Source organism: Micromonospora sp. C31, assembly GCF_018070575.1.
Taxonomy (GTDB): Bacteria; Actinomycetota; Actinomycetes; order Mycobacteriales; family Micromonosporaceae; genus Micromonospora.
In genome coordinates this window covers 58,145-85,064 of record NZ_JAGPXN010000012.1, presented here as the reverse complement: position 1 = coordinate 85,064, position 26,920 = coordinate 58,145, and the positions used below count along the sequence as shown (strand labels likewise).

23 protein-coding genes are annotated in these 26,920 nt (G+C 72.2%); 13 read left to right on the top strand and 10 right to left on the bottom strand.

The genetic code is table 11. The annotated features are described in order from the left end of the window. The first annotated feature begins 2 nt into the window (after window positions 1–2). From KBX06_RS17530 to KBX06_RS17510, 5 genes are all read left to right on the top strand, one after another. On the top strand, window positions 3–254 hold the full coding sequence (locus KBX06_RS17530) for an acyl carrier protein (RefSeq protein ID WP_210836135.1): 252 nt from the start codon (window positions 3–5) through the stop codon (window positions 252–254). Beyond that, the gene (locus KBX06_RS17525; RefSeq protein WP_210836133.1) at window positions 251–1,804 is read left to right on the top strand and encodes a long-chain-fatty-acid--CoA ligase; all 1,554 of its coding nucleotides are present in this window, start codon (window positions 251–253) and stop codon (window positions 1,802–1,804) included. The genes KBX06_RS17530 and KBX06_RS17525 overlap by 4 nt, the downstream gene beginning before the upstream one ends. Before the next feature lie 57 nt (window positions 1,805–1,861). Next, window positions 1,862–3,160 (top strand): SDR family oxidoreductase, encoded by a 1,299-nt coding sequence (locus KBX06_RS17520; protein WP_210836131.1) that lies wholly within the window; start codon window positions 1,862–1,864, stop codon window positions 3,158–3,160. An 867-nt stretch (window positions 3,161–4,027) separates the two neighbouring features. Further along, window positions 4,028–5,179, top strand: coding sequence for a SagB/ThcOx family dehydrogenase (locus KBX06_RS17515; protein WP_210836129.1), 1,152 nt, complete (start codon window positions 4,028–4,030; stop codon window positions 5,177–5,179). 49 nt (window positions 5,180–5,228) lie between these two features. Beyond that, entirely contained in the window at window positions 5,229–6,503 is a 1,275-nt protein-coding gene (locus tag KBX06_RS17510; RefSeq protein WP_210836127.1) for an MFS transporter, read from the top strand. A gap of 77 nt (window positions 6,504–6,580) precedes the next feature. On the opposite strand, the gene KBX06_RS17505 is transcribed toward KBX06_RS17510, so the two are convergent. From KBX06_RS17505 to KBX06_RS17490, 4 genes are all read right to left on the bottom strand, one after another. Next, window positions 6,581–8,695 (bottom strand): cellulase family glycosylhydrolase, encoded by a 2,115-nt coding sequence (locus tag KBX06_RS17505; protein ID WP_210836125.1) that lies wholly within the window; start codon window positions 8,693–8,695, stop codon window positions 6,581–6,583. A gap of 107 nt (window positions 8,696–8,802) precedes the next feature. Then, window positions 8,803–9,033, bottom strand: coding sequence for a hypothetical protein (locus tag KBX06_RS27895; protein WP_247686126.1), 231 nt, complete (start codon window positions 9,031–9,033; stop codon window positions 8,803–8,805). Further along, on the bottom strand, window positions 9,014–10,483 hold the full coding sequence (locus tag KBX06_RS17495) for an FAD-dependent oxidoreductase (RefSeq protein WP_210836123.1): 1,470 nt from the start codon (window positions 10,481–10,483) through the stop codon (window positions 9,014–9,016). The genes KBX06_RS27895 and KBX06_RS17495 overlap by 20 nt, the downstream gene beginning before the upstream one ends. Before the next feature lie 76 nt (window positions 10,484–10,559). After that, complete coding sequence (locus tag KBX06_RS17490; RefSeq protein ID WP_210836320.1) at window positions 10,560–11,033, bottom strand: GNAT family N-acetyltransferase; 474 nt, start codon at window positions 11,031–11,033, stop codon at window positions 10,560–10,562. Window positions 11,034–11,173: 140 nt separating this feature from the next. Between KBX06_RS17490 and KBX06_RS17485 the strand changes: the two genes are divergently transcribed. Continuing rightward, a complete protein-coding gene (locus KBX06_RS17485) occupies window positions 11,174–11,551 on the top strand; it encodes a metalloregulator ArsR/SmtB family transcription factor (protein ID WP_210836121.1) in 378 nt (125 codons plus the stop codon). Between the two features lie 285 nt (window positions 11,552–11,836). Here KBX06_RS17485 and KBX06_RS17480 read toward each other — a convergent pair whose 3' ends face one another. Next, window positions 11,837–12,499 carry a response regulator transcription factor gene (locus KBX06_RS17480; protein WP_210836119.1) on the bottom strand — a complete coding sequence of 221 codons (663 nt, stop codon included), beginning with the start codon at window positions 12,497–12,499 and terminating at the stop codon, window positions 11,837–11,839. Beyond that, window positions 12,496–13,620: a sensor histidine kinase gene (locus KBX06_RS17475; RefSeq protein ID WP_210836117.1), complete on the bottom strand. Its 1,125-nt coding sequence runs from the start codon at window positions 13,618–13,620 to the stop codon at window positions 12,496–12,498. Before KBX06_RS17475 ends, KBX06_RS17480 begins: the two co-directional genes overlap by 4 nt. A 231-nt stretch (window positions 13,621–13,851) precedes the next feature. On the opposite strand from KBX06_RS17475, the gene KBX06_RS17470 reads away from it, so the two are divergent. Both KBX06_RS17470 and KBX06_RS17465 read left to right on the top strand, forming a co-directional pair. Further along, window positions 13,852–14,307, top strand: a complete 456-nt coding sequence (locus KBX06_RS17470; protein ID WP_210836115.1) for a DUF6223 family protein — start codon at window positions 13,852–13,854, stop codon at window positions 14,305–14,307. Window positions 14,308–14,882: 575 nt separating this feature from the next. Beyond that, entirely contained in the window at window positions 14,883–15,155 is a 273-nt protein-coding gene (locus tag KBX06_RS17465) for a GlsB/YeaQ/YmgE family stress response membrane protein (protein WP_210836113.1), read from the top strand. Window positions 15,156–15,230: 75 nt separating this feature from the next. On the opposite strand, the gene KBX06_RS17460 is transcribed toward KBX06_RS17465, so the two are convergent. The 3 genes from KBX06_RS17460 to KBX06_RS27890 all read right to left on the bottom strand — a co-directional run bounded on the left by KBX06_RS17460 (window position 15,231) and on the right by KBX06_RS27890 (window position 17,258). Continuing rightward, complete coding sequence (locus KBX06_RS17460) at window positions 15,231–16,376, bottom strand: RNA polymerase sigma factor (RefSeq protein WP_210836112.1); 1,146 nt, start codon at window positions 16,374–16,376, stop codon at window positions 15,231–15,233. Between the two features lie 4 nt (window positions 16,377–16,380). Then, window positions 16,381–16,788, bottom strand: a complete 408-nt coding sequence (locus tag KBX06_RS17455) for a YciI family protein (RefSeq protein WP_210836111.1) — start codon at window positions 16,786–16,788, stop codon at window positions 16,381–16,383. Between the two features lie 194 nt (window positions 16,789–16,982). Continuing rightward, the gene (locus KBX06_RS27890) at window positions 16,983–17,258 is read right to left on the bottom strand and encodes a BON domain-containing protein (protein ID WP_210836110.1); all 276 of its coding nucleotides are present in this window, start codon (window positions 17,256–17,258) and stop codon (window positions 16,983–16,985) included. Between the two features lie 306 nt (window positions 17,259–17,564). Here KBX06_RS27890 and KBX06_RS17445 point away from each other — a divergent pair, with 306 nt between their 5' ends. Then, window positions 17,565–19,556, top strand: coding sequence for an acyl-CoA dehydrogenase (locus KBX06_RS17445; RefSeq protein WP_210836109.1), 1,992 nt, complete (start codon window positions 17,565–17,567; stop codon window positions 19,554–19,556). Window positions 19,557–19,743: 187 nt separating this feature from the next. Further along, complete coding sequence (locus tag KBX06_RS17440; protein WP_210836108.1) at window positions 19,744–20,571, top strand: SDR family oxidoreductase; 828 nt, start codon at window positions 19,744–19,746, stop codon at window positions 20,569–20,571. 221 nt (window positions 20,572–20,792) lie between these two features. On the opposite strand, the gene KBX06_RS17435 is transcribed toward KBX06_RS17440, so the two are convergent. After that, window positions 20,793–21,686 carry an SGNH/GDSL hydrolase family protein gene (locus KBX06_RS17435; RefSeq protein ID WP_210836106.1) on the bottom strand — a complete coding sequence of 298 codons (894 nt, stop codon included), beginning with the start codon at window positions 21,684–21,686 and terminating at the stop codon, window positions 20,793–20,795. A gap of 176 nt (window positions 21,687–21,862) precedes the next feature. On the opposite strand from KBX06_RS17435, the gene KBX06_RS17430 reads away from it, so the two are divergent. From KBX06_RS17430 to KBX06_RS17420, 3 genes are all read left to right on the top strand, one after another. Next, window positions 21,863–22,576, top strand: coding sequence for a hypothetical protein (locus KBX06_RS17430; protein WP_210836104.1), 714 nt, complete (start codon window positions 21,863–21,865; stop codon window positions 22,574–22,576). A 172-nt stretch (window positions 22,577–22,748) separates the two neighbouring features. After that, complete coding sequence (locus KBX06_RS17425) at window positions 22,749–23,720, top strand: helix-turn-helix domain-containing protein (RefSeq protein WP_210836102.1); 972 nt, start codon at window positions 22,749–22,751, stop codon at window positions 23,718–23,720. A gap of 424 nt (window positions 23,721–24,144) precedes the next feature. After that, window positions 24,145–26,886, top strand: a complete 2,742-nt coding sequence (locus KBX06_RS17420) for a beta-L-arabinofuranosidase domain-containing protein (protein ID WP_210836100.1) — start codon at window positions 24,145–24,147, stop codon at window positions 26,884–26,886. Window positions 26,887–26,920 lie beyond the last annotated feature (34 nt).

The window sequence follows — 26,920 nt, the reverse complement described above, 5'->3', positions numbered from 1 at the left end:
CAATGTTGGAGACCCGTGTCCGCGAGGTGGTCGCCTCGGTGTTCGGTGTCGCGCCTGACGAGCTGCCCGAACGGCTGGACCCGGACACCGTGCCGGGCTGGACCTCGCTGCGCCAGATCCAGCTCATGATGGCGCTCGAGAAGACGTTCGGCATCGAGATCGACCCGAACCTGCTGCCGGCCCTGGCATCCGGCCCGGCGATCGTGCGTTACCTCGATGAGACGCTGACGGTCCCGGACGGGACGAGCCGATGAGGGCGTACCACCCGCAGCTGCGCACGGTGCACGACGTCGTCGCCTTCCACGCCGCGCGGCGCCCGGAGCACCCGGCGGTGCACTGCGAGGACCGTACGGTCAGCTACGCCGAGCTGCACCGGTCGAGCAACCGGACGGCGCACGCCCTGCGGCGCGCGGGGGCGACGGCCGGGGACCGCGTCGCCTACCTCGGCAAGGAGTCCGAGCACTACTACGACGTGCTGTTCGCCTGCGCCAAGACCGGCACCGTGCTGGTGCCCATCAACTGGCGGCTGCGCGCCGGCGAGATCCGCCACATCATGCGCGACTCCGGCAGCACGGTCCTCTTCTGCGACGAGGACCTGCTGGCCACCGCCGACACGCTGCGACCGGACCTGCCCGAGCTGCGCGCGGTGGTGTCGCTGGCCGACTTCACGGGCTGGCAGGGCGACGAGGACGGCGACCTGGACCCGGCCTGGACCGAGGAGCAGCCCCTGGCCCAGGTCTACACCAGCGGCACGACGGGCAACCCCAAGGGTGTCGTGCTGGCCCACCGCAGCTTCTTCGCGGTGCGTGACGCGCTCGCCGGCGAGGGGCTGGACTGGATCGACTGGCGCCCGGACGACGTGAGCCTGATCGGCATCCCCGGGTTCCACATCGGTGGGCTCTGGTGGTCGATCCAGGGCTTCAGCGCCGGCATCACCAACGTGTCGGTCCGGGTGTTCGCCGGGCACGAGGCGGTCCGCCTCATCCGGCGGCACGGCATAACCACGGCGTGTGTCGTGCCGGCCCAGTTGCAGATGATGCTCGCGCCGCCCCGGCCCAGACGGGAGGACTTCGCCTCGCTGCGCAAGATCGTCTATGGCGGGTCGCCGATCTCCGAGGCGCTGCTCGGCCGCAGCATCGAGATGTTCGACTGCGACTTCGCGCAGATCTACGGCCTGTCCGAGAGCGGCAACACCGCCGTCTGCCTGCCACCGTCGGCGCACGTCGTCGGCGGGCCGCACATGCAGGCGGCCGGCCTGCCGTATCCGGGCTTCGGCGTCAAGATCATTGACGGTACGGGCCGGGTCCTGCCTCCGTACGAGGTCGGCGAGATCTGCCTGTCGACCCCGGCGCGGATGATCGGGTACCGGGGGCTGCCCGAAGCCACCGCCGCGACCCTGGTCAACGGCTGGCTGCACACCGGCGACGCCGGCTACCTGGACGACGAGGGCTTCCTGTTCGTCCGCGACCGGATCAAGGACACGATCATCGTGGCCGGCGAGAACGTCTATCCGGCGGAGATCGAGAACGCGGTCTGCGCGTACCCGGGCGTGGTCGAGGCCGCCGCCGTCGCCGTGCCGCACGAGCACTGGGGCGAGGTCGTGCACTGCTTCGTGGTGCCCCACCCCGACCAGACCGTGACCGCCCGCGACCTCACCCCGTTCCTGCGGGAACGGATCGCCGACTTCAAGATCCCGGCGAGCTACGAGTTCGTCGACCAGCTGCCCCGCAACCCCAGCGGAAAACTCCTCCGGCGGGAGCTGCGGGAAAGGTTCTGGCAGCACCTGGAGCGGCGCGTGGCCTGACGGCCCGCCGCCCCCGTTCCGGCTCCACGACCCTCACCTTCAGGCAAAGGCGGACCCATGCACATCTTCCTGCGACACAACAGCGACCGCATCGCGCTCTCGATGGGCAACCCCAACCGGATCTCGCTCGGCTACTCGGAGGATCCGCGGACGGTCGCGAAGAGACTTCCGCGACGCGGCGAGAACGAGCCGAAGAACGTGCTCCTGCTGGGCGCGAACGGCTTCGTCGGCATGCACATGCTGCGTGAACTCCTCGGCGACGCGCGGGTCGCGACGGTCTACGCCCTGGTACGCCGCAAGGGCGACAAGTCCGGCGAGGACCGCATCGCCCGGCAGCTGCGCAAGTACAAGATGGAGCTGCCCGACACCGGGAAGCTGTCCGTCCTGGAGGGCAGTTACCTGGACCCGGCGATGGGCCTCGCCCCCGCCGCGTACGACGAGTTGCTCACCGAGGTCGACGTGGTCATCGACGCCGCGGGGGCGACGACCCACGACTACCCCTACTCCCGGTACCGCGACGAGAAGGTCCTGCCGACGCTGCGGCTCGCCGAGTTCTGTCTGCAGAAGCGCTTCAAGACGCTGCACGTCATCGGCTCGGTCGGCAGCGAGGTCTACCAGCAGTGGCGCGACTTCTACCGCAACAGCTTCTTCTACACCGGCTACAGCCGGATGAAGTGGGTCGTCAAGCACATCGGCCTGCGGGCCAACCGCGACGGCGTGCCGATCCACATCTACCAGGCGCCGTTCGCGCTGGGCGGCCCGAGCACCGGGTTCAAGGACCCCGGGATGGAGTACTCGTTCTGGAACATGATCTCCCACATCCTCCAGCTCGGGATGGTCTGGGACTCGGAGGTCACCAGTCCGGTGGTGGCGGGCGACGTGCTGGCCCGCTCCGTGGTGGCCAACGCCCTGTCGAACGCGCCAAGGGTGATCAGCTATCCGGTGACCCCCGTGACGACCGAGGAGATCGCCGAGCGGTTCAAGCTGAAGCTGGTGCCGTGGGCGACGTTCCGCCGGGAGCTGATCCGGCAGCACCGGTTCCGGCCGGCCCAGATCGACTGGTCGAAGCCGGTGGCCAGCATCCGGCGCGGCCGGCAGCAGTCGAAGTTCGTCAGCTCCCTGTTCCCCCGGTCGTTCCACACCCTGCTGAACAACATCCACACCGCCGCGGCGAGCCCGACGACGGTGCGGATCGACGCCGACCTGCCGTCGATCGACGTCATGGCGAACAACGCCAGGCGGATCCGCAAGCTCGGCAGGTACCTGCCCGAGGAGTCGCCGGCTCCCGTCGCCGTTCCCGCGGGCGCTCCCGCACCGGCGCCCGCCCCCGAGCCGGTGGCCGTCGGGGCCGTCTGACCCTCCCGCCTCGAAGGGCGAGCGTCCGGCTCTCCCCCGCCGTCCGCGTGGAGCCGCCGGTTGACCTGGACCTGACCAGGTCAACCGGCGGCTCACGGGCGTTCGACGTCAGAGGCGGCGGCGCGCGGCCCGCTCGGCCGCTCGCAGAGTCAGCCCGGGTACGCCAGGATCGCCGGCCCGTGGCGGGCGCGCCGGCGTACTGCGGCGGCACAGGCGAAAGGGTGACGGCGAGGTCACGTCACGGCTCGCCGTCGCCCTGAACCATTGCGCACACGAATGGCCCGCTGTCGGCCCACTGAGCGGGAATTCCCTTACCGGAAGCGGGTTCCCCCGCCTCGGACCCGCGCTCCGCTCCCTTCCCTCAAGGGTCCCTCTCGATTTCCTCGCATTCCCATTGATTCTCGCTGTATGTCGATGGATGAATGACTGCCGATCCCTTGGCAGGAGGCCGACACATTCGTTACCGTCTCTCTATTGCCGCGAGCGAGAACGGATGGGAGGAGTTGTCGTGACGGTGCGCCGTTCGGAGAACTGTCCCGCATTTTCGACAGGCCTCCCGAAAGCAGCCGAAGGCGACCACCCCGCCGCACGGGTCAGCCGATCCGCTGCCGTCCCGAATGCGTCTGCGCGGCACCGAGTTCCCCCGAACGCCCGTCTCGAGAGCCGGCGGAGACGGTCCCGTCCAGGGGTGCACCGAGCCCACCGCGCCGGAGAGGAGGTACGAGCCATGGCCTTCGACATCGTGATCGTCGAGACGAACGAGGAAGTCCTGAACCACGGGGCCGTCTGACGAGCCCGGTGCCGGACCCGCACGCGGGTCCGGCACCATTTCCGTCCATCGTGCGTCGTCCCCGGAAAGGCATCGGAATGCGTGTACGTCGCCGCGACCAGCTCATCTGCCGCTGGGACAGCGATGCGCTGATGATCGCCCTGCCCGGCCAACGCCGATGGCTGCGCGTCACCCCCGACCTCTTCGCCCTGTTGCAACGCCTTTCCGACTACACCGACGTCGACGAGGTCGCCGCCCACTTCGGGGACGAGACCGCCGAAGCCGCGACGGAAGCGCTCCACAAGCTCCGCGACGCCGGCATCCTCGTCGCCGACACCGACGACGATTCCACCCCGCCCGTCTGGCGACACTGGGGGCCGATCGCGTCCCGCATGCACACCGAGGCCCGCGACGCCAACTACCTGGTGGATTCGCCGCGACGTGACGCCACCGCCGCGCAGATCGCCGCCGACGGCGAGCCTCCGGCGCCGTTCAAGCGATACCCGCACGCCCCGGCCGTGCACCTTCCCCGCCGCGCGCTGCCGCTGCGTACGCCCGTCGAGGAGGTGTTCGCCGCCCGGCGCACCCATCGCGCGTTCGCCGGGACCCCGGTCGGCATCGACGCGCTCGCCACCGTGCTGGCCTGCACCTTCGCGCCCCAGCGCTTCCTCGACGGCGGCGCCTTCGGCCCACAGCAGGGACGCGTCAGCGCCTCTGCCGGCGGCCGGCACGAAGTGGAGTGCTACGTGGTCGTCCACGACGTCACGGGGGTGCCGGCCGGCCTCTACCACTACGCTCCCGAGGTGCACCGCCTCGAACTCCTCGACGCCACCGTCGACCGGCAGCGCGTCGCCGCCCTGGCCTACCAGCAGGAACCCTCCTACCAGGGGGCCTTCACCTGCCTCACCACCACCGTCGCCGCCCGCCTGTCCTGGAAGTACCGGCACCCCCGGGCGTACCGGCTGTGGATGTTCGACGCCGGCCACTACGGCCAGACCTTCGCGCTGACCTGCACCGCGCTCGGCCTGGCGCCGTTCCAGACCGTGGCGTTCCACGACAGCCGCGTCGAGGAGATGCTCGGGGTGGACGGCGACCACGAGTTCGCCACCTACCTGCTCTCCGCCGGCAATCCCGCACCCGGTGACGGCGCCAGTCCCGCCGGGCCGGAGTACCCGCCCCCGGCCCGCCTGGCCGCCAGCACCCACCGGTCACCCGCCGACCTGGCGAGCGGTCCGGACCGGCTCGGATGAGCCCGACCGGCCGCATCGACCCGGGCCGCCGGCCGAGGCGTCGCGGGCCGTGAGCGCGACCACCAGCCCCACCACCGCGCCGGCGCAGAAGCTGAGCCATCATCCCCGGTTCCTGCGGGTGTGGGCCAGCCAGTCCGCCGGGGCGGTCGGCGACCAGATCCTGCCGGTCGCGTTCGCGCTGCACGCCGTACAACTCGGGGCCGGGGCCGGCACCATCGCCGTCATCCTCGCCGGCCGGGCGATCGCCCTGGTGGTCTGCCTGCTCGCCGGCGGCATCCTCGCCGACCGGGTCTCGCGGCCCCGGATCCTGTTCACCGCCGATGTGCTGCGCACCGCCGTCGTCGTCGGGACGCTGTTCGCCCTGAACGACCTGCCCCTGGCCGCGCTCGGCATCGTCACCGCGCTGTCCGGCGTGGCCGAGTCCCTGTCCCGGCCGGCCATGCGCTCGCTGATCCCGGCCCTGCTCCCCGCCGACCTGCTGGTACGCGGCAACGCCCTGGTCTCCGCCGTACAGCGCTCCGCGATGCTCCTCGGGGCGCTCGCCGGCGCCGCGATCGTCACCGCCATCGGCATTCACGCCGCGCTGGGTCTGGCCGCCCTCCTCTTCGCCACCGGCGCCCTGGCGGTGCTGGGCGTACGCGACACCGCCGCCGGCACGCGGCCCGGCAGCAGCGTCCTGGCCGACGCCCGGGCCGGCATCGCCACCGTTCGGCGCCGCCCCTGGGTCGCCGCCGTCATGGCCGCCGTGGCGGTGCAGCTCTTCGCCGGCACCGCCCCCAGCCTGACGCTGCTGCCGCTGATCGCCGCGGAACGCCTCGGCGGCGAACTCGCCTACGGGGTCGTCCTCGCCGCTGCCGCCGCCGGCGCCCTGCCCGCCATCGCGCTGGCCGGCCGGTGGCGGCCCCGACGGCCCGGCACGGTCAGCATGCTCGCCCTCACCACGTACGCCGCCCTGCCCGCCAGTCTCGCCTTCGCCCTGCCGCTGCCGGTCACGGCGGCCTGCTTCGCCCTCGGCGGATTCGTCGTGGAGATCTACTTCCTCTACTGGCTGTCCGCCCTGCAACGCGAGATCCCCGCCCAGGTGCTGGGCAAGACCCTCGCCCTGGACCAGCTCAGCGCCTTCGCCCTGCTGCCGGTCGGCTACGCCCTCACCGGGCCCGCGGTCGCGGCGTTCGGGATCCGGCCCACGCTCGTCGCGGCGGCCCTCCTGACCGCCGCGGCCAGCGCCGTCACGCTGCTGGTTCCCGGCGTCAGCACCTTCAGCGACCCCGTCCGCGCCCGCCCCACCGGATCGCCGTCGGGCGGCGGGGCTCGCAGTCGATGACCACCCGCCGGGTACGCGACGGGCCGTGACCGGCTGGCGGCCACGGCCCGTCGCGGCCGGGAGACACCGGTGCCGGGTCAGCCCACCCGGGCGACGCTGGCCGCGACGCCGGTGACGCTGCCACCCGACTTCGTGACGTGGTAGGTGACGGTCGTGCCGCTCCAGAAGTGGAAGGTGAGCGTCACCCGGGCACCGTCGTCGACCGCGGCGAAGAAGGTGTCGGTCAGCGTGATCCGGTTGCCCGGGTAGTCGGGCGCGAAGGCCACGTCGTACTCCTTGAACGGCGTCCAGTCGTGCGGGCCGGCGTTGCGGCCGTCGGCGTACCTCGCCGCCATGGTGGCGAGCTGGTCACCACGGAACCGGGTCGCGACGGCGAACGAGGTGGTGGTCCCCGTCGCGTTCGACAGCACCGGAGGGTCGTACGTGACCACGTCGATCCGCCACGGCACCCCGGCGGAGAACCGCGCGTGCAGGGTGGCGTTCACGCCGTACGCCCGGTTGCCGACCAGCCGGGTCAGCGCGCCCGCGGTCAGCGTGAGCTGGTTGCCCGACACGGTGTAGTCGGCGCCCCGTACGAGGGCGGTGCCGCCCTGGTACAGCCCCTGGAAGGTGGTGCCGTTCAGGTTCACCGAGAGCGTCCTGGCGGTGATCGAGCCGGTACGCGGCACGTACACCTGGTCGGACGAGGCCGTCCCGGAACGGGTGGTCCAGCTCGACCTGAGCTGCGCGAACAGCTCCGGGTCCTGCCACCGGAAGGTGACCCGGTCGAAGTGCTGCCCGTTGTCCCAGAGTTGGGTGGTGATCTGCCTGGTCCTGGCGTACCAGCCGAGGAACTCGAAGAACTTCAGCTTCTCGCCCTGCTGGATGGTGCCGGTGTGCCGGTCGAAGCCCAGCAGGCCGTACTCGCCGATGACCACCGGGATCCCCTTGGCGACGAAGGCGGCGCGCACCCGGTCGAAGGCGTCGGTCAGGTCCTTTTGGGCGGTGGCGTCGAAGCGGGTGCCCCCGGCGACGTTCACGCTGAACGGCCAGTAGCCGTAGAAGTGCACGGTGGCGATGAGGTTGCGGTCGCCGAGCTGGGCGAAGGTGCTGGCCAGCTCGTCGACGCGCGCCTGCTCCGACGAGGTGTGCAGGGTCGGCAGCACGAGCATCCGGGTGGCGTTGTTGCCGCCGGAGGCGCGCACGACGCGGTGGAAGGACGTGTTCAGTTCGTGCAGCAGCTGCGCGTTCTGCGCGTCGCCGGAGCTGTTGGCGAACTGCGGCTCGTTGACGCTCTCGAAGTGCAGCCTCGGCGAGGCGTCCCGGAACGCGGCCGCGATCTGGGTCCAGAGCGCGTTGTAGCGGTTGAGGACGGTGGTGCGGTTGGCCGGCATCTCGTGGATCCACTGCCACGAGTCGTGGTGCAGGTTGATCATCACGTAGAAGCCGTCGTCCAGGGCCCAGCCGACGACCTCCTTGATCCGGTTCAGCCATGCCGGGTCGATGGTGTACGCCGGCGCGGGGCCGTGGTGGTTGCTCCAGGTGACCGGGATCCGGATGCTGTTGAAGCCCTGCGCCCGGACGGCGTCCAACTGCGCCTGGGTGACCCGTGGGTTGCCCCAGGCCGTCTCGTCGCTGCCGACCGCGTCGAAGGTGTTGCCGAGGTTCCAGCCCGGCTGCATCGCGGCCACGTACGCCAGCGGGTCACCGGTAGGTGGCGGGCTGGTCGGCGGCGGAGTGGTCGGCGGGGCGGTGGTCGGCGGGGCGGTGGTGGGGCCGACGCCGCCGGTGCAGGTGAGGCCGTTGAGCGCGAACGACGTGGGGGCGGTGTTGGCGCCGGACCACGAGCCGTTGAAGCCGAACGACACCGTGCCGTTGGTGCCGATGGCGGCGTTGTAGCCGACGTCGGCCGCGGTGACGTCGGCGCCGGCGGAGGTCACGGTGGCGTTCCACGCCGAGGTCACCCGCTGCCCGGCGGGAAACGTCCAGGTCAGTCGCCAGCCGTCGATCGGGTCACCGAGGTTGCTCACGGCCACGTTCGCGGTGAAGCCACCGGGCCACTCGTTGGCCGAGTACGCCACCCGGCAGCCGGCTGCCGCGTGCGCGCTCGCGGCGAACGTCAGGCCGAGGCTCACCACCAGCAGCGTGACGACGCCGGTGACCAGGCTCAGTCGTCGTCGGGTTCTTCTCGTCGTGCCTCGTGTCTCGGCCATGACGCTCCTCGCCTGGTTACCGCTGGGACGGGACGGTGGCGGTGCCGCCCCGAACGCGGCCGGCACCCGATCGCGAACCGCAGATTAAGTTTGGAGTGTAAACTTTGTCAATCGGCACACCTCCATCTGAGCAGGCCGCTCCCCCGGGCCGCCGATCCGGTACCGTCCGCGGCAGCCCGCCGGCTGTGGGGGTAGGCGTAGTGGAGGGTGCCGTAGCCGACGGTCTGGGTGATGGCGAGCGCGGCGACGATCCGTCGGCCGCGGGTGGCGTGGTGCCCGCCGACCGTCCGGTCGGCGGGCACCACGTCGCTGCGGGCATCAGCTGGCGCAGCAGCCACCGGCCGATCCGTCGCCGGGGGCGGCGTCGAGGGTCACCTCGGTCTGCGCGCTCGCCGGCTCGTCACGGACGGCCATGTCGAGGGTCACCGGGCGCAGCGGCGTGGACAGCAGGCCACCGGAGATGCCGGTGGCGAGGCCGCGTCCGACCCGCTCGGCGGCGGGGGCCGGGCCGCAGCAGTCGGTGCCGTCGACGGAGTCGGCGGGGTTGCTGTTGCACACCCCGGTCGCTGGCAGGTCCAGCTGGACCTCGCGGGCGGCCGCCCAGTCCCCCGCGAGGGCGGCGACGACGGAGCGGACCTGCTCGTAGCCGGTGGCCATGAGGAAGGTCGGGGCCCGGCCGTAGCTCTTCATGCCGACGGCGTAGTAGCCGGCCTCCGGGTGTGACAGCTCGTCGACCCCGTGCGGGGGCACGGTGCCGCAGGAGTGCTCGTTCGGGTCGATCAGCGGGGCCAGGGCCCGGGTGGCGCCCATCACCGGGTCCAGGTCCAGCCGCAGCTCGGCGGCGATCGAGTGGTCGGGCCGGAAGCCGGTCGCGGCGACGATCCGGTCCACCGTGATCGACTCCTCGCCGCCGTCGGCGTGCCGGACGACGACCGCGACGCGGCTGTCGGTCGGGGTGAGCGCGTGCACGGAGAAGCCGGTGAGCAGTCGGATCCGGCCGGCGTCGACGTGCTCACGCAGCCGGGAGCCGAGGACGCCACGCGCCGGGAGGGCATCGGCGTCCCCACCGCCGTACGTGCGGGCGGGGTCGGCCGAGCGGATCGCCCAGGTGACCGTGGTGCCGGCTTCGGCGCCGGCCAACTCCGCCAGGGACAGCAGGGTGTTCGCGGCGGAGTGCCCCGCGCCCACGACGAGGGTGTGCCGGCCGGCGAACCGGGACCGGTCCGCACCGAGGACGTCCGGCAGCGCGTGCTCCAGGAAGTCGGCGGCGTCGGCCTCCCCACGGGCGGGCAGGCCGGAGGCACCGAGGACGTTCGGGGCGGACCAGGTGCCGGAGGCGTCGACGACCGCGCGGGCGAGGAGTTCGTCGCCGCCGGCGAGGCGGATCAGGAAGGGCGTGTGCTCGCGGCCCGCGGTGCGCAACCGGTCCAGGCCGAGGCGGCTGATCGCCTCGACCCGGGCGCCGAGTCGCAGGTGCGGCTTGAGGGCCGGCAACTCCGCGAGGGGCTGGAGGTAGTCGGCGGCCAGTTCCGCGCCGGTGGGCAGGGCCTCCGGGTCGGGGGCGACCCAGCCGGCGTCGTCGAGGAGCCGGCGGGCGGCGGGATCGACGTCGTACCGCCACGGGGAAAACAGCCGCACGTGCCCCCACTGCCGCACCGCCGCGCCCGGGGCGTCGCCGGCCTCCAGGACGGTGAAGGCGATGCCGCGCTCGTGCAGGTGCGCGGCGGCGGCCAGGCCCACCGGTCCGGCGCCGATCACCACGACGGGCAGGTCGTTCAGAGTGCTCATCAGACAACTCCACTGGGTAGATGAATATCGAATCAACGCATTGGACGGGGTGCGGGCCCGGACAGGCCGGGACCGGTCAGGTGATGACGGGACTGCGTCGCTCGATGAGGACGACGTCGCGCCATCGGCCGCGGTGGCGCCCCACCCGCTCCCGGACGCCGATGACGCGGAAGCCGGCCCGCTGGTGCAGGCCGAGGCTGGCGGCGTTCTCCGGGAAGACACCGGACTGGATGGTCCAGATGCCGGCCGCCTCGGTGGAGACGACGAGCGTGTCCAGCAGGATCCGGGCCACGCCGCGGCCCCGCGCGCCGGGGTCGACGTAGACGGAGTGCTCCACCACCCCGGCGTAGACGGCGCGGGCCGAGGTCGGCGAGACGGCCACCCAGCCGACGACGGTGTCGCCGCCGTCGACGGCCACGAAGCGGTGCTCGGGCAGTCTGGCCGCGTCGAAGGCGGCCCAGGTCGGCGCCGTCGTCTCGAAGCTGGCCTCGCCCTCGTCCAGACCTGCCTGGTAGATCGCCAGCACCCGTCCGGCGTCGCGCGGACGCATGGGTCGGACGGTGGTCTCGGCCGTCAGCAACTCGTCCACCAGCACTCCTTCTGTCGTCTGCCGTCGGTTCGAGGAACCTGTCTCGACGTTTGTCTAAGCAGACGGTTGCACGTTGATTAGAACGATGTCAACCTAGAGGCATGTCGAAGCAAGCGGCGTCGTCCCCCCGCCTGGATCTGACCGCCGACGCGCCCTGCTGCCCACCCCTGGCCCAGCGCCGCGTGCCGGCCGGGACCGCCGCGGCGCTCGCTCCCGCCTTCAAGGCTCTCGGGGATCCCGTCCGATTGCAGCTGATGTCGATGATCGCCTCGGCGGAGGGCGGCGAGGCGTGCGTCTGCGACCTCACCCCGGCCTTCGACCTCACCGGGCCGACGATCTCGCACCACCTGAAGACACTGCGCGAGGCGGGGCTGGTGGACGCCGAGCGGCGGGGCACCTGGGTCTACTACCGCGCCCGTCCCGCCCTCCTGCGCCAGCTCGCCGCACTGCTCACCGTCGAGCCGACCGCCGCCTCGTAGGTGGCGGCGGTCGCCCCACCGTGCCGGTCTGACGCCCGGCGAGGTGGCGTGGGACCGGCCGTCCACCGTTGGACCAGTCAGCTCAGGTTCTGGCCCGCGGCGGGCTGGAATCGGGCCGCGTCGTAGCCGGGCGTGGGCCGGCCACCCGGGACGAGAGCGAACCGCATCCCGCCGCGCCGGCGGGCCGCGCCGTCGGACCTACCGTTCCACCGTGCGAAGGTGATCTCGGCGTACGTCACCGGGCAAGGACAGATCCTGAGGTGCCTCGGTCCCCGGCCGGCGACGTCAGCGGGTACGGGGGGCGACCAGGCCGGATTCGTAGGCGAGGACCACGAGTTGGGCGCGGTCCCGGGCATGGAGCTTGGCCATGGCACGGTTGACGTGGGTCTTCGCGGTCAGTGGGCTGATCACCAGGCGGTCGGCGATCTGGTCGTTGGACAGGCCCCTCGCCACCAGGGTGACGGCCTCGCGTTCGCGGTTGGTCAGCCCTATCAGGCTCGCCCCGGCACTGCCGTGGAGCGGTTCGGTGACGTACCGGTCGATCAGCCTGCGGGTGATCGACGGCGCCAGCAGCGCGTCCCCGCGCGCGGCGACCCGTACGGCGTGCAGGAGGTCCTCCGGTTCGATGTCCTTGACGAGGAAGCCGGCGGCCCCGGCGCGCAGCGCGTGGAAGACGTGTTCGTCGAGTCCGTAGTTGGTCAGGATGACGACGTGCACCCGGGCCAGGGTCGGGTCCGCAGCGATACGCCGGGTCGCCTCGATGCCGTCCATGACCGGCATCTGGATGTCGACGAGCGCGATGTCGGGCAGGTGTTCCCTGGCGAGCGCCAGACCCTCCTTCCCGTCGGCGGCCTCGGCCACCACCTCGATGTCGTCTTCGACGTCGAGCAGCGCGCGGAATCCGCTGCGAAGGAGCGGCTGGTCGTCGACCAGCAGGACGCGGATCATGCCGTTTCGCCCACGGGGAGTTCGGCGTGGACGGTGAAGCCGCCCTCGCTGCGTGGCTCCGCGCGCAGGTGGCCCCCGAGGGCGGTGACGCGTTCGCGCATCCCGAGCAGCCCGACGCCCGGCACCGGGGCGGCGCCCGGCGTGGCCGTGCCGTCGTCGTCGACCCGGATCGCGAGGGCGCCCGGACGGTAGTCGACCCGGACCGACGCCGTGGCGGCGGCGGCATGACGGGCGACGTTGGTCAGGGACTCCTGGACGATCCGGTAGGCGGTCCGGTCGACCGCCGCCGGCACGTCCTGTCGTCGCCCCGCGATCGTCAACGTCGCGTCCAGGCCGGACAGTCGGGCACGCTGCACCAGTTCCGGAAGGTGGGCGAGCCCGTGCGGCGGGGTCCTGCCGACCTCGCGCAGCGCCTCCAGGGTCGCTCGCAGCTCCCGGGCCGCCTCACGGCCGGCCTCCTGGATCACCAGCAGGGCCTCCGGCACCTGCTCACCACGCCTGCGGGCCAGGTGGACGGCCACTTCGGCCTGCACCTTGATGACCGAGATCTGGTGGGTGAGCGTGTCGTGCAGTTCCCGCGCCATGTGCAGCCGCTCCTCGTCGGCGCGGCGCAGCGCCGTCTCCTCCCGGGTGCGTTCGGCTTCGTCCGCCCGCCGCTCGGCCTGCCGCAGCGCCTCGCCCGCCGCGCCGGCGGCGACCAACCAGGCCAGCTCCAGGGCCCCCCGGGCCCGTGCGAGCGCCTCGCCCACGGACAGCGCCGGTGGCAGGGCGAGTGCCGCGAGCGGCAGAGCGGCCAGCACCGCCACCGCCGCCACGACCGTGACGGTGCGGTGGCCGGCCCGCACGGCGGCGTACACCGCGAACAGGAACGCGACGGCGGGCACGTCGAGACCGGCCGCCTGGTGACCCACCGCGCACAGCCCGGTGACGGCCAGGACCGCGACGGGAGCCCGCCGGGCGGCGGCCAGCGCCAGACCGCCGGACACCAGCAGCGCGTAGCCGGGCGGGCCGGCGTCGGGTCGGCTCCCGGACAGCCCGGCGACCAGCAGCGTCGCTGCCACGCCGACGGCGACCGCCCAGTCTCTGACACCGGCCGGGACGCCGAACCGTCCTGTGTGCATGGGCGCACCTTAGCCAGATCCCGCCGCCGGCGACTCCTCCTGGCAGACGAGCGGCCGCCTACCACGCCCGCAGTACCCTCGCCGTCGCCTGCCGCGTCCGCAGCAGCCGACTGCGCCAGCCATGGCAGCGCGAACTGCATCCGCCCGCACGACGACCGGCGGTGCGCGCGGCGAGATGATCGGGCCGACAGCCGCACCTCGGCGACGAGGCACACGGAAGAGGAGACGGACATGAGCTCGTCAGGAAACCTGAAGTCGGTCCGACTGGTGCTTGCCGCCGCCGTAGCCGCCCCGCTCGGCGGACTCGGACTCGGACTCGGGCTCGCCGCGCCGGCAGCCGCGCACGTCCCGGACCAGCCGGTCGCCGCCGACGTGTTCGCCATGAGCGCCGGGCGACTCGGCGCGACCGTGGCCGCCGTACTGGGACTGGCCGGCGCGCTCGTCGGTGGGCTGGCCCTGGCCCGCCCCGGCAGTAGGATCGGCACCGGCAACGGGCGGCTCGGCGCCACCGTCGCCCTGGTGGCGGCGCTGACCGGCATGGCCCTCGGTGCTGTGGTGGTCGCCACCTCCGACGGCGGCATCGGCACCGGCAACGGGCGAGGCGGAGCCTACCTGGCCCTGGTGACGGGGCTGGTCGCCCTGGTCCTCGGTGGGCTGGCCATGGCCCGCTCCCGCCGCGCCGGCTGACCGCCGCGACGACCGGCCGGGGGGCGGGAAGTCGCCGCGCGAGCCGCCCTCGGGTCGCGGGGTCGACCGGACCGGCGGGAGCGGGCCGGGGCCGGGCGCTCACGCCACTCCCGGCCGGAGACCTACAGCGACGACCACGGCGTGACGTGGCGACGCGGCGGATCCGATCGATGAGGCGTGCCCGCGCGGGGAGCGCCCGCAACCCCGAGGGACACCGACATCAGTGGCCATGTTCGGCGTAACCCGACCCGCCGGCCCCGGGCCGGGTTACGGTGGGACAGCACCGACCGACGCTCCGCGATCATGCCCTGACCGGCCGCCGGTCCGGGCATCCTCCACACCAGAGGGCCGCGCCTGCCGATCGTCGATCCTGCGCCCGACCGATGGTCGGTGGGCCGGCGCGAGGTAGCACCGCAGCGAATGCCGGCACCCGGGGAACCCCAGGTCCCCCGGGCACCCGCTCGGTCACTCCGTCCCTGCTGAGGGGCCGGACGGACGGCACAGCGAGGGTTTCGACGCCGGCGGCGCTAGGCAAGATCGAAACCGACGACAAACCCTCTGGAGGGACGGCTCTCGTGGAAGTTACCGGCTTCTTCACCGCGATCATCATCGGCCTGATCATCGGCGCGCTGGGTCGGCTGGTCGTACCGGGCAAGCAGAACATCCCGATCTGGCTGACCCTGCTCATCGGCGTGGTCGCCGCGATCCTCGGCACCCTCGTCGCCGGCGCCCTCGGCGTCGACGACACCAGGGGCATCGACTGGATCGAACTGGCCCTCCAGATCGTCTTCGCCGCGATCGGTGTGGCCGCCGTCGCCGGCACCTACGGTCGCCGCCGGATCCGCTGACCTGGACAGACGCGTACGCCGGCCCGTTCCCCAGGGGACGGGCCGGCGTCGCTGTCGGCGCGACACGGGTGTCCATCAGGGACAGCGGCGGGCGTTGAGCCGGGCGGCCTGGCGCGTGAGGTGGTCGCGTTCGGCGAGGTTGGGAGCCTTGTGGGCCGCCTCGGCGTACAACCGGGCCGCCGTCGCCAGGTCGCCGTCGCGCTCATGGAGGTACGCCGCCACCGCCGCGTGGCGGGGCAGTGAGTCGTCCAGCGCCACGAGCGCCGCCAGTCCGGCGCGCGGTCCGTCGGCCTCACAGACGGCCACCGCACGGTTGAGTCGGACGACCGGACTGTCGGTCAGCCGCGCGAGCTCGTCGTACCACTCGACGATCTGCACCCAGTCGGTCTCCTCGGCGGCGGGCGCGTCGGCGTGGAGTGCCGCTATGGCGGCCTGGGCCTGGAACTCGCCCAGCCGGTCGCGGGCGAGGGCCGCCTGGAGGATCTCGACGCCCTCGGCGATCGCCGCGGTGTCCCACCGGCCGCGGTCCTGCTCGGCGAGCGGCACCAGACTGCCGTCGGGCGCCGTCCGGGCCGAGCACCGGGCGTGGTGGAGCAGCATGAGGGCGAGCAGCCCCGCCACCTCGGGGTGGTCGATCGCGGCCGCGAGCTGCCGGGTGAGCCGGATGGCCTCGGCGGCGAGGTCGACGTCGCCGGAGTAGCCCTCGTTGAAGACCAGGTAGAGGACGCGCAGCACGGTGGCGGCGTCGCCCGGCTGGTCGAACCGCACGCCGGAGACGGTGCGCTTGGCCCGGCTGATGCGTTGCGCCATGGTTGCCTCGGGCACCAGGTATGCCTGCGCGATCTGGCGGGTGGTCAGCCCGCCGACGGCGCGCAGCGTCAGCGCGACCGCGGACGACGGCGTCAGCGACGGGTGGGCGCACAGGAAGTAGAGCTGGAGCGTGTCGTCGACCGCGGGCACGGGTCCGGGCACCGGCTCCTCGTCGACGCGGTCCTCACGCCGGCGCCGGGCGGCGTCGGCCCGCGTCGCGTCGAGGAACCGGCGCCAGGCCACGGTCACCAGCCAGCCCTTCGGGTCCCGTGGCGGGTCGGCCGGCCAGGCGCGGACCGCCTCGACCAGCGCATCCTGCACGGCGTCCTCGGCCGCCGCGAAGTCGGCTCCGCAGCGGACGAGGACCCCGAGCACGCCGGGTGTGAGGCTCCGGAGCAGGGCCTCGTCCATCAGGTCACTCCGTGATGGTGGGCGGCGCGGTCAGGAACGGGCGCAGCTCCAGCCACTCGTGGATCGGCCTCCCGCCCGCCCCGGGGGCGGCCGACAGCTCCCCGGCCAACTCGACGGCCCGCTCGTAGCCGTCGACGTCGATCACCATCCAGCCGGCGATGAGGTCCTTGGTCTCGGCGAACGGGCCGTCGGTGACCGGCGGGCGCCCCGCACCGTCGTACCGGACGAACGTCCCCTCGGGGGCGAGCGCCTGGCCGTCGACGAACTCGCCGGTCCCCTCGAGCCGGGTCGCGAAGTCCTGCATGTACTGCATGTGCGCCGAGATCTCCTCCGGCGTCCACTGGTCCATGGGCACGTCGTTGACCGCAGCCGGGGCGCCGCGGTAGTGCTTCAGTAGCAGGTACTTGGCCATGGTGTCTCTCCTCGGTGCTGGTGCGACCCATTCTGATCGCGTTCACCGCGGGGACGGAGCCGGTCCCGGGTTCTCGACATGGCGGGAGTTCCTCGTCGCGGGAGTCGGCCTTCCGGACCGGTCGGCCCGGATCTCGGGGCACCTGCCTGGCGGTTGTTCCCGGCCAGGACCGGTCGGCGGTGCCACGGCGGCGCTCACGCGTCGGGTGGGCACAGCCGGTTGTTGACGTCGTGCACCTCGGGGGTGGCCCACGCGAGGGTGTGGGCACGAACCTTCAGGGCGGGCTCGCTGACCGCTCCTTCCAGGATCACCACGCGGTTCTGCACCTCGATGCAGATGCGCTCGGCACGCAGCAGCGGATCCCGCTGCATCCGCTCGAACAGGTGGCAGGCCAACCGAGCATCCGGTGAGGTGGGCACGGCATGGAACAGCGACGGCAGGCCGCCAGGGAACAACCAGGGGTACGTCACGACTCGCTCCTCACGTCTCGGCGCCTCTCGCAAAGCCCTACCCCCGACGCTTCGCCGGCAATACGACAGCCTCGTGACGATTCGCGTCGGGGAAGGTGACGGGCCCCGGCGGCGGACGTGCCGGGCGTTTGCGCCTCCACCGCGTACGGGTAGGTGCCTCACCACGACGGGGGCGGTCGCGCTCAGTGGGCGCGCGGCGATGGTGTCCCGTCTCACCGCGGTCTCGCTCGCCGGGTCACCGTAGCCAGCCGGTACTCTTGATTTGGTAAAGAAGTACCCATTTGTCCGCCGTCCCGAGAGGTGACCATGCCCGATCACGCGTCCGGCCGCATCGACCTCGCCCGCCTGCAGGAAGTGCTCGACGGACCGTGGGCCGAGGTCCGCAACGCGCACCGGGACGACCTCGACGCGCGCTTCCTCCCCGTCTACGGCGAGACCGGTGACCAGGCACGCGAGCGGATCAGCCGGCTGCTCACCCGGCTCCCCGTCGGGTTGGGTATCGCGTCGGCCTTCCCCACCGAGTACGGCGGCAGATCCGACGTCGGCGCCTCGATCGTCGCCAGCGAGATGCTGGCGCAGGTCGACCTGTCGCTCATGGTCAAGGCGGGCGTGCAGTGGGGCCTGTTCGGCGGCGCGGTCGCGGCCCTCGGCACCCGGCGGCACCACGACGCCTACCTGCGGGACATCGTCTCGGGCGAGATCTTCGGCTGCTTCGCCATGACCGAGACCGGCCACGGCTCCGACGTCCAGCAGCTACGCACCACCTGCACGTACGATCCGCGGACGCAGACGTTCGACCTGCACACTCCGCACGAGGCGGCCCGCAAGGACTACATCGGCAACGCGGCCCGGGACGGGCGGATGGCGGTGGTCTTCGCGCAGCTGATCACCGACGGGCGGCGGCACGGCGTACACGCGTGGCTGGTCCCGATCCGCGACCCGCAGGGCAACCCGATGCCCGGCGTGAGCATCGGCGACGCCGGACCCAAGGCCGGCCTGCTCGGCGTCGACAACGGACGGCTCAGCTTCGACCACGTCCGGGTGCCCCGGGACATGCTGCTGGACCGCTACGGTCAGGTCGCGGAGGACGGGACGTACTCCAGCCCGATCGAGAACGACTCCCGGCGCTTCTTCACCATGCTCGGCACCCTGGTCCGCGGCCGGGTCAGCGTGGGCGGCGCCGCGTCGGCGGCCACCAAGTCGGCGCTGACCATCGCGGTGCGCTACGGCGACATCCGCCGCCAGTTCGGCACGCCCGACGCCGACCGGGAGGTGCTGCTCAACGACTACCTGGCCCACCAGCGCAAGCTGCTGCCAGCCCTGGCCACCACGTACGCGCTGCACTTCGCCCAGGCCGAACTGGTCGCCGCGGTCAGCGAGGTGCAGGGCGGCGACGGGCCGGTCGACGAGCACCGGCAACGGGAACTGGAGTCCCGGGCCGCCGGTCTCAAGGCCGCGCAGACCTGGCACGCGACCCGCACCATCCAGATGTGCCGCGAGGCGTGCGGCGGCGCCGGCTACCTGTCCGAGAACCGGCTGCCCAGCCTCAAGGCCGACACCGACGTCTTCACCACGTTCGAAGGCGACAACACGGTGCTGCTGCAACTCGTGGCCAAGGGACTGCTCACCGGCTACCGGGACGAGTTCGGCTCGTTGGACGGCTGGGGGCGCGCCTCCTTCGTCGCCGAACAGGTCCGCGAGATGGTGCTCGAGCGCACCGCCGCACGGTCGCTCATCGAACGGCTGATCAGTGCCGTGCCCGGCCGCGACGACGAGGTCGCCGTCACCGACCGCGGCTGGCAGCTCAAGGTCTTCGAGGACCGCGAGAGCCACCTCCTCGACGGCGCGGTCCGCCGCCTGCGCAACGGCGCGGCCACGAAGAAGGACCGTCCCTTCGACATCTTCAACGACGTTCAGGACCATGTCCTCGCCGTCGCCGCCGCGCACATCGACCGGGTCACCCTCGAGGCGTTCGTCGCGGGCATCGAGGACACCGCCGACCCGGCGGTGCAGGCGCTGCTCGCCCGGGTCTGTGACCTGTACGCGCTCAGCGTCATCGAGGCCAACAAGGGGTGGCTGCTGGAGCACGGCCGTCTCACGCCGGCCCGCGCCAAGGCGATCACCGGCGTGGTCAACGGTCTGCTCAAAGAGCTGCGCCCGCACATGCGGACGCTCGTGGACGGTTTCGGCATCCCCGACACGTGGCTGCACTGCGCCGTCCTGCGCGAGGAACCCCGCCGGCAGGAGACCATGGCCGCCCAGGACGCCGCCGGTGATCCGCAGACGGTCCCTGCGTAGGCGGGAGGCTTCGGGCACGATCGGGCTGTCGACGACCGGCACTTCCCGGACCTGGTGGTGGCGGAGGGCGGGTGCGCCGGATACCCGACGAACCGGTTGGCGACAGTCGCTGTCCCTTCACCCGCGCCAACGACCCTGACATTCTGCACTCGACAGGTGACCCGTCGGATTGGGTAGGTCGAGGGCGATGGCGAAGCGATGGTTGATCACGGGGTGTTCGAGCGGGCTCGGTCGGGCCCTCGCGGCCCGGCTCGCCGCCGAGGGGGAACAGGTGCTGGCGACGGCCCGGCGACCGGGAACCCTCGACGAACTGGTGGCCCGGCATCCGGGCAACGTGGTGGCCGCCGCCCTGGACGTACGGGATCCGGCGCAGTGCGCGGCGGCGGTCGAGCGGGCGGTGGACGTCTTCGGCGGCGTCGACGTCCTGGTCAACAACGCCGCCTACGGGCAGTTCGGCACCTTCGAGGAGGTCTCCGACGCGGAACTCGCCGCGCAGTTCGACACCAACGTCTTCGGGCCGTGGCGGCTCACCCGGGCCGTACTGCCGGTGTGGCGCGAGCAGCGCCGCGGGCACGCGGTCTTCGTCAGCTCGGTCGCCGGTGTGGTCCCCTTTCCCGGGCTGGCCGCCTACACGGCGAGCAAGTTCGCGCTGGAGGGAGCGGCCGAGTCGCTGGCCGCCGAGGCCGGGCACCTCGGGGTGAGGGTCACCATCCTGCAGCCGGGCGGCTTCGCCACCGGATACAGCGCCAACCTGGTCATGCCGGAGCACCGCATCGCGGACTACACGCCCGTCAGCGACGGCCTGCTCGGCGCGCTGCGCGGCATGAACACCAAGGTCGAGGTGAACTCCCCCGCGCTCTTCGCGGACGTGGTCTGGCGGCTCGGTCAGCTGGAGTCGCCGCCGCTACGGCTGCCGGTGGGACCGGACTCGGAGACCTTCCTGCAGGCCGCCTACGACGCCCGGCGCAGCGAGTACGACCAGGTCGTCAAAGCGGGCCATCACATCCTCGCGTGACCCCGGCCCGGAATCGGCAGGGTCCGCGGACCCTGCGCGGGAGGCGGCGGCCGGCTCTGGCCGGTCCGGAGACCGGGCAGAGCGCGGCTTCGCCCGACGGGCCGACGACATCTACCCCGGCGGTACGACCCTCGTCCGGCGCGGAGGGCGGGCGCGGCCCACGTGCCCCCCGCCCGGACGTGGCACGGGACGGACCCGTCCCCCGCCGGCGGATGTGCCGGTCAGCTGTTCAACCTGGCCAGCAGCGCGTTGGCCATGCCCTGCTCGCCCCTGGCGTTGGGGTGGAACGGGGCGGCGGCGTTCTGCGGGATCAGCCCCTCGACCCACCGGGTGCCGCTGCTCTTGCACGTGTCGTGGCCGACCGACGGGGCGTAGACGTCGGCATAGCTCGCGTCGTTCGCGGCCGCGGTGGCGGCGAGCATCGTGTTCAGCGACTTCTGGACGCTGCGCAGGTACGGCACGTCCTGGTAGGCGATCGGCACCACCGGCCAGCAGCCGTAGCCGCTGTCGGGCAGGATCGCCGGGTACCCGAGCACCACGACCCGCGCGTCCGGGGCGGCCCGGCGGACCGCCTGCAGCACGGCGGTCACCTTCGGCGCGGTGGCGGCGATCCTGGCCTGCAACTGGTCCACGCCTCCGGCGGTGTACCGGTTCTTGCACGGGGATCCGAGCGGGCTCCTGAGGCTCGCCTCCGCGCAGTCGCTGATGATGCCGGAGAAGCCGATGTCGTTGCCGCCGATCTGCACGGTGACCAGGCTCGTGTTCGAGGTGACGGCGCTGAGCTGCGGCGGCAGCGAGATGCCCAGTGCGCCGCTGCCGCCGACGAGGATGTCCTCGGTGGTGGCGCCGGAGCAGCTCACGTCGGCGAACGACGAAGAGCCGGCGGAGGCGGCGACCAGCGACGGGTAGTTGCGGTTGGAGCGCAGACAGTTCAGGTCCACCTGGGTGGGGACCAGCGGAGCGGAGGTGTACGAGTCACCGAGCGCGACGTAGCGCCCGGTGGGTGCGGCGGCGTTGGCCGGCACGGCGAAGGCGAGCAGCACACCGGCGGTGGCCGCGGCGAACGCGGCGAGCCGGCTGGCCGCCCGGAGCAACGGCAGGCGGGGACGGGTCATGGCATCTCCCAGAGGGGATCATGATGGGTGCCGTGATTCTGTCCGTGCCGTCGTCGAACGTCAATATCGATGGCGATTGTTCGCGGTAGACGCGGTCAGCCACCCCGTCGGCACGAGGGAAGCCTGACGCACTAGCATTGCCGCGGTCCGGGACGGCTCTGCTGAAACGAGGCGAAATGCGTTGGCTCCAGCGGCTACTGGGCGACGGACGGGTCCAGCTCGATGCGGGGCGGCAGGAGGCGCTGCTACGGGAGGTCCAGCACCGGTACGGCGCCCGCGCGCAGCTCCGCTTCTCCGAGCAGGTCGGTGCGGTCACCGAGATGCTGGACGGCGACGACGGCCTGGTGGTGGCCGCCCGGATCGTCAGCCAGGTCGCCGACGAGGCCCACGCGGACCTACAGACCCAGGCCCACGAGGTTCACCGACGCACGGGCCGGCGGCTCCTGGTGAACCGCCGGAACTACCGGCCGCTGTGGGCGGAGGCCGGCGCGTCCCTGCGGTGGCCGCTGTTCACCCTGCCGTGCGGCTTCCACCCGTACGCGCAGGTGGCCGCCGCCGTCGCGGTGGTCGGCAGCCAGGCGTCCCGGCTCGACCGGGTGACCGACCCGAACCCGCTGGTGACCCACGTCTTCGAGGTGCTCGACCTCACCACCGCCAGTTGGGAGTACGGCCGGGTACGGATAGACACCGACGCCGCGGTCCTGGCCGACCGTCTGATCACGAGCGCCGGGCAGATCCTCGCGACCATGGACGATCCGCCCCGGCTGCCACCTCCGGTCCGTGAGCTGATGCGCCGCAACAACGCCTTCGACGTGCACGATCCGAACGGCCCCCGGGCGGTGGGCGCGATCAACCTGGGCGCAAGGATGCGGGAGCGTCTCCTGGTCTGAAGACCCCGGGACGTCACCGGGGGCCCCGGTGGCGTGGGCAGTCCGGATGGGGCGGACCGGCGCGAGGCAGACGGCATCGGGGTGGCGGCCGGTCACCTCGCCGACAAGCCCCACCTGATGCAGCTGGGTACGATCGCCAAGATCGGCGGACGTGAGGGGGTGGGGTGACGAGGTGCTGCCCTGCCAGGTTCTCGACACGTCGCTGCTTCCACCACGCGATCGGTTCGCCTGCTGGTACGAGGTGATCGAGTCGCAGGCGGCTCCTGCGCGCATCAGCAGTCCGCACCTGGACGACTTCGTCGCTCAGGCCAGGAGCATAGATCTCGGAAGCGTGAAGCTGGCCGGGTTGCGGTACCCGACCCTGGACACCAGGCGGACCTCGAAACTGGTGCGCACGACCCAACCGGACAACTACCAGTTCGTCCTGACCACGGCAGGCGACAGCGCGATCAGCCAGGATCGCAACCACTCGGCCGTCGAACCGGCGTCGTTCACGTTCATCGACAACTGCCGGCCGTTCGTCGGTCGCCATCTCTCGACCGGGCCGGATCTCGCGGGCTCCATCTCCATCGTGATCCCCCATCAGGCGTTGTCGCTGCCGGCGGACCGGATTCGACGGTTGCTCGCCACGTCGATTCCGTCCGACACGGGCATGCCCGCGCTGCTGGCCCAGTTCGTACGTCGCCTTATGAGGTATCCGGAGCAGTACCAGGCCTCCGCGGCCGTCATGCTGGGCGCGATGGCGGTGGATCTGGTGGCCGGTACGTTGGCCCAGCTCCTGGATCGCCCGGAGATCCTGCCGAATGAGGTTCACCAGCGCACGTTGCGGATGCAGATCCGGAGTTTCATCGAGAAGCACCTCGGCGATCCGGAGTTGACCCCGCGAACGATCGCTGCCGCCCATCACGTGTCCCTGCGGTCGCTGCACCGACTGTTCGAGGGCGAGGACGTCACGGTCGCGGAACTGATCCGGCGGCAGCGTCTGGAGCGTTGTCGCCGTGATCTGGCCACTCCGCTGATGGCGAGACAGCCGATCTACGCCATAGCTGCGCGATGGGGATTTCCAGATAGAGCGCACTTCAGTCGGCTCTTTCGGGCCACCTATGGCATGTCAGCACAGGAGTATCGCGAGCACGGTCGCTGACCACGGCACCGGTGGCTGGGACTTGTGACGGCCGGCGGGTGCGTCGTCCGGGCGCCCGGGGCCCTCGGAAGCCTTGCGGAGGCGCACACCAGCGCTTATGTTAGCGATAACATCCACCCATCTCCATGGAGAGTATCGGAGCCCGCCCGCCTCGGCGATCGTCGGGGCGAGGGCGCCCGCGCCCGGCACCCGCCGGAGAACGGACGCGCTCTCCGGCTGGCCTCCCGGACCGCTACCTGCGCCACGCCGGCTACGTGCTGCGGATCGGCCCGATGAGCGCGCCCTCCGCAGCCCGCCACGCCACCCCCGCGCCACCGCCGGACGTGAGACCCGGCCCACCACCCGATCCGAAGGCCCGCACGGCGCCGCCGGCTCCCCGGCAGCTCGCACGGCCCGCCTTCGACGCCCCGCCACGGAGGCTGTGATGTCCTCTCCCCCGTTCAACCGTCGACTCCTCCTGCGCACCGCCGGCGCGACAGCCGTCGCCTCCGTCGCCGGTTCCGCCGTCGGTCCCCTCGCCGCTGAGGGCACCGCCCGCGCCGCGCTGCCCCCGGTCCGGCCCGACCTCGGCGTCTCCGCGCACGCGTTCGATCCGGGCCAGGTACGGCTGACCGCCAGCCGCTGGCTGGACAACCAGACCCGGACGCTGACCTACCTGCGGTTCGTCGACGTCGACCGGCTGCTCTACAACTTCCGCCTCAACCATCGCCTCTCCACCGCCGGTGCCGCCGCCACCGGCGGCTGGGACGCCCCGACGTTCCCGTTCCGCACCCACGTGCAGGGCCACTTCCTGACCGCCTGGGCGCACGCCTGGGCGGTGCTCGGCGACACCACCTGCCGGGACAAGGCCACCCACATGGTGGCCGAGCTGGCGAAGTGCCAGGCCAACAACGCCGCGGCCGGCTTCGGCGCCGGGTACCTGTCCGGGTTCCCGGAGTCCGACTTCACCGCCCTCGAGACCCGGACGCTGAGCAACGGCAACGTGCCGTACTACTGCATCCACAAGACGCTCGCCGGACTGCTCGACGTGTGGCGTCTCATCGGCGATCCGCAGGCCCGCGACGTGCTGCTGGCGCTCGCCGACTGGGTCGACCGGCGCACCAGCCGGCTCACCAGGACCCAGCTGCAGGCCATGCTGAGCACCGAGTTCGGCGGCATGAACGCGGTCCTGACCGACCTGTACCAGCAGACCGGCCAGGATCGGTGGCTGACCGCCGCCCAGCGGTTCGACCACGCCGCCGCGCTCGACCCGCTCGCGGCGAACCAGGACCAGCTCGCCGGCCTGCACGCCAACACCCAGGTGCCCAAGTGGATCGGCGCGGCCCGGGAGTTCAAGGCCACCGGCACCACCCGCTACCGGGACATCGCCACCAACGCGTGGAACATCACGGTCGACGCCCACACCTACGCGATCGGCGGCAACAGCCAGGCGGAACACTTCCGGGCCGCGCACGCCATCGCCGGCTACCTGCGCACCGACACCTGCGAGGCGTGCAACACGTACAACATGCTCAAGCTGACCCGGGAGCTGTGGACGCTGGACCCGACCCGCGCCGCGTACTTCGACTTCTACGAAGGGGCACTGCTCAACCACCTGATCGGCCAGCAGAACCCGGCCGACAGGCACGGGCACGTCACCTACTTCACGCCGCTGAACCCCGGCGGGCGGCGCGGCGTGGGACCGGCGTGGGGCGGCGGCACGTGGAGCACGGACTACCACTCCTTCTGGTGCTGCCAGGGCACCGGCCTGGAGACCAACACCACGCTGATGGACTCCATCTACTTCCACCACGGCACCACGTTGACGGTGAACCTCTTCATGCCCTCGGTGCTCGACTGGACGAGCCGCGGGATCACGGTCACCCAGGCCACCTCGTACCCGGTCGGCGACACCACCGCCCTGACCGTCACCGGGTCGGCCGGCGGGTCCTGGACGATGCGGATCCGGATCCCGGCGTGGACGCAGGGAGCCACGGTGCGCGTCAACGGCACCACGCAGGACATCGCCACGACCCCGGGCAGCTATGCCAGCCTGACCCGGTCCTGGACGCCCGGGGACGTCGTGACGGTCCGTCTGCCGATGCGGGTCGCGACGAGAGCGGCCAACGACAACGCGGCCGTCCAGGCGATCACGTACGGCCCGGTGGTGCTCTCGGGCAACTTCGGCAACACCACCCTGGGCGGACCACCGGCGCTGGACACCGCCTCGATCACCCGGACCAGCAGCGACGCGCTCGCGTTCACCGCCGTCGGCAACGGCGCCACCGTCAGCCTCGGGCCCTTCTACGACGCCCACGGACACAACTACACGGTCTACTGGCACACCGGCGGCGGTACCGCCGCGAGCTTCCGCCTGGTCAACGCGGCCAGCGGGCTCGTGCTCGGCATCCAGGACATGTCCATGGCCGATGGTGGGCTCGCCCTTCAGTGGGGCGACACCGGCACCGCCGACCACGACTGGCAGATCCTCGTCGACGGGTCGGCGATCCGGTTGCGCAACGTCAACAGCGGCAAGGTGCTCGGGGTGGAGAACATGTCCACCGCCGACGGCGCGCGCGTCCTCCAGTGGGCGGACAACGGCACCGCCGACCACCTCTGGACGGTCGTCGACGTGGGCGACGGCAGTCACAAGCTACGCAACGTGCACACCGGCAAGGTGCTCGGCATCGCCGGTGGTTCCACCGGGCAGGGGGCCCTGGCGGTGCAGGATCCGGACAACGGCAGCCCCGACAACCAGTGGCGGTTCCTGCCGAACGGGGCACGCCGGATCCAGAACCTGGCCAGCGGACTCGTGCTCGGCGTACAGAACATGTCCACCGCCGACGGCGGGCTCGTCCTCCAGTGGGGCGACAGCGGCACCGCCGACCACCTCTGGACCGCGATCGTCGACACCGGCGGCTACCTGCGGCTGCGGAACGCGCACAGTGGCAAGGTGCTCGGCGTCGAGGGCGGCGCCGGCGTCGCCGGAGCCCGCATCGTCCAGTGGGCCGACAACGGCACGAACGACCACCGGTGGCGGCTGCGCCACGGAGGCAACGGCTACTTCCGCATCCAGTGCGCCAGCGTTGGCCGGGTCCTCGGCGTCGGCGGCTCCGGCGGCCAGGGCGCGCCGGTCGTCCTCGCCGACGACGGCGCCGCAGCCGACCGGCGCTGGCGTTTCATTTAGATATCGACGACGCGGTGCCTGCCGGCGGCCAACG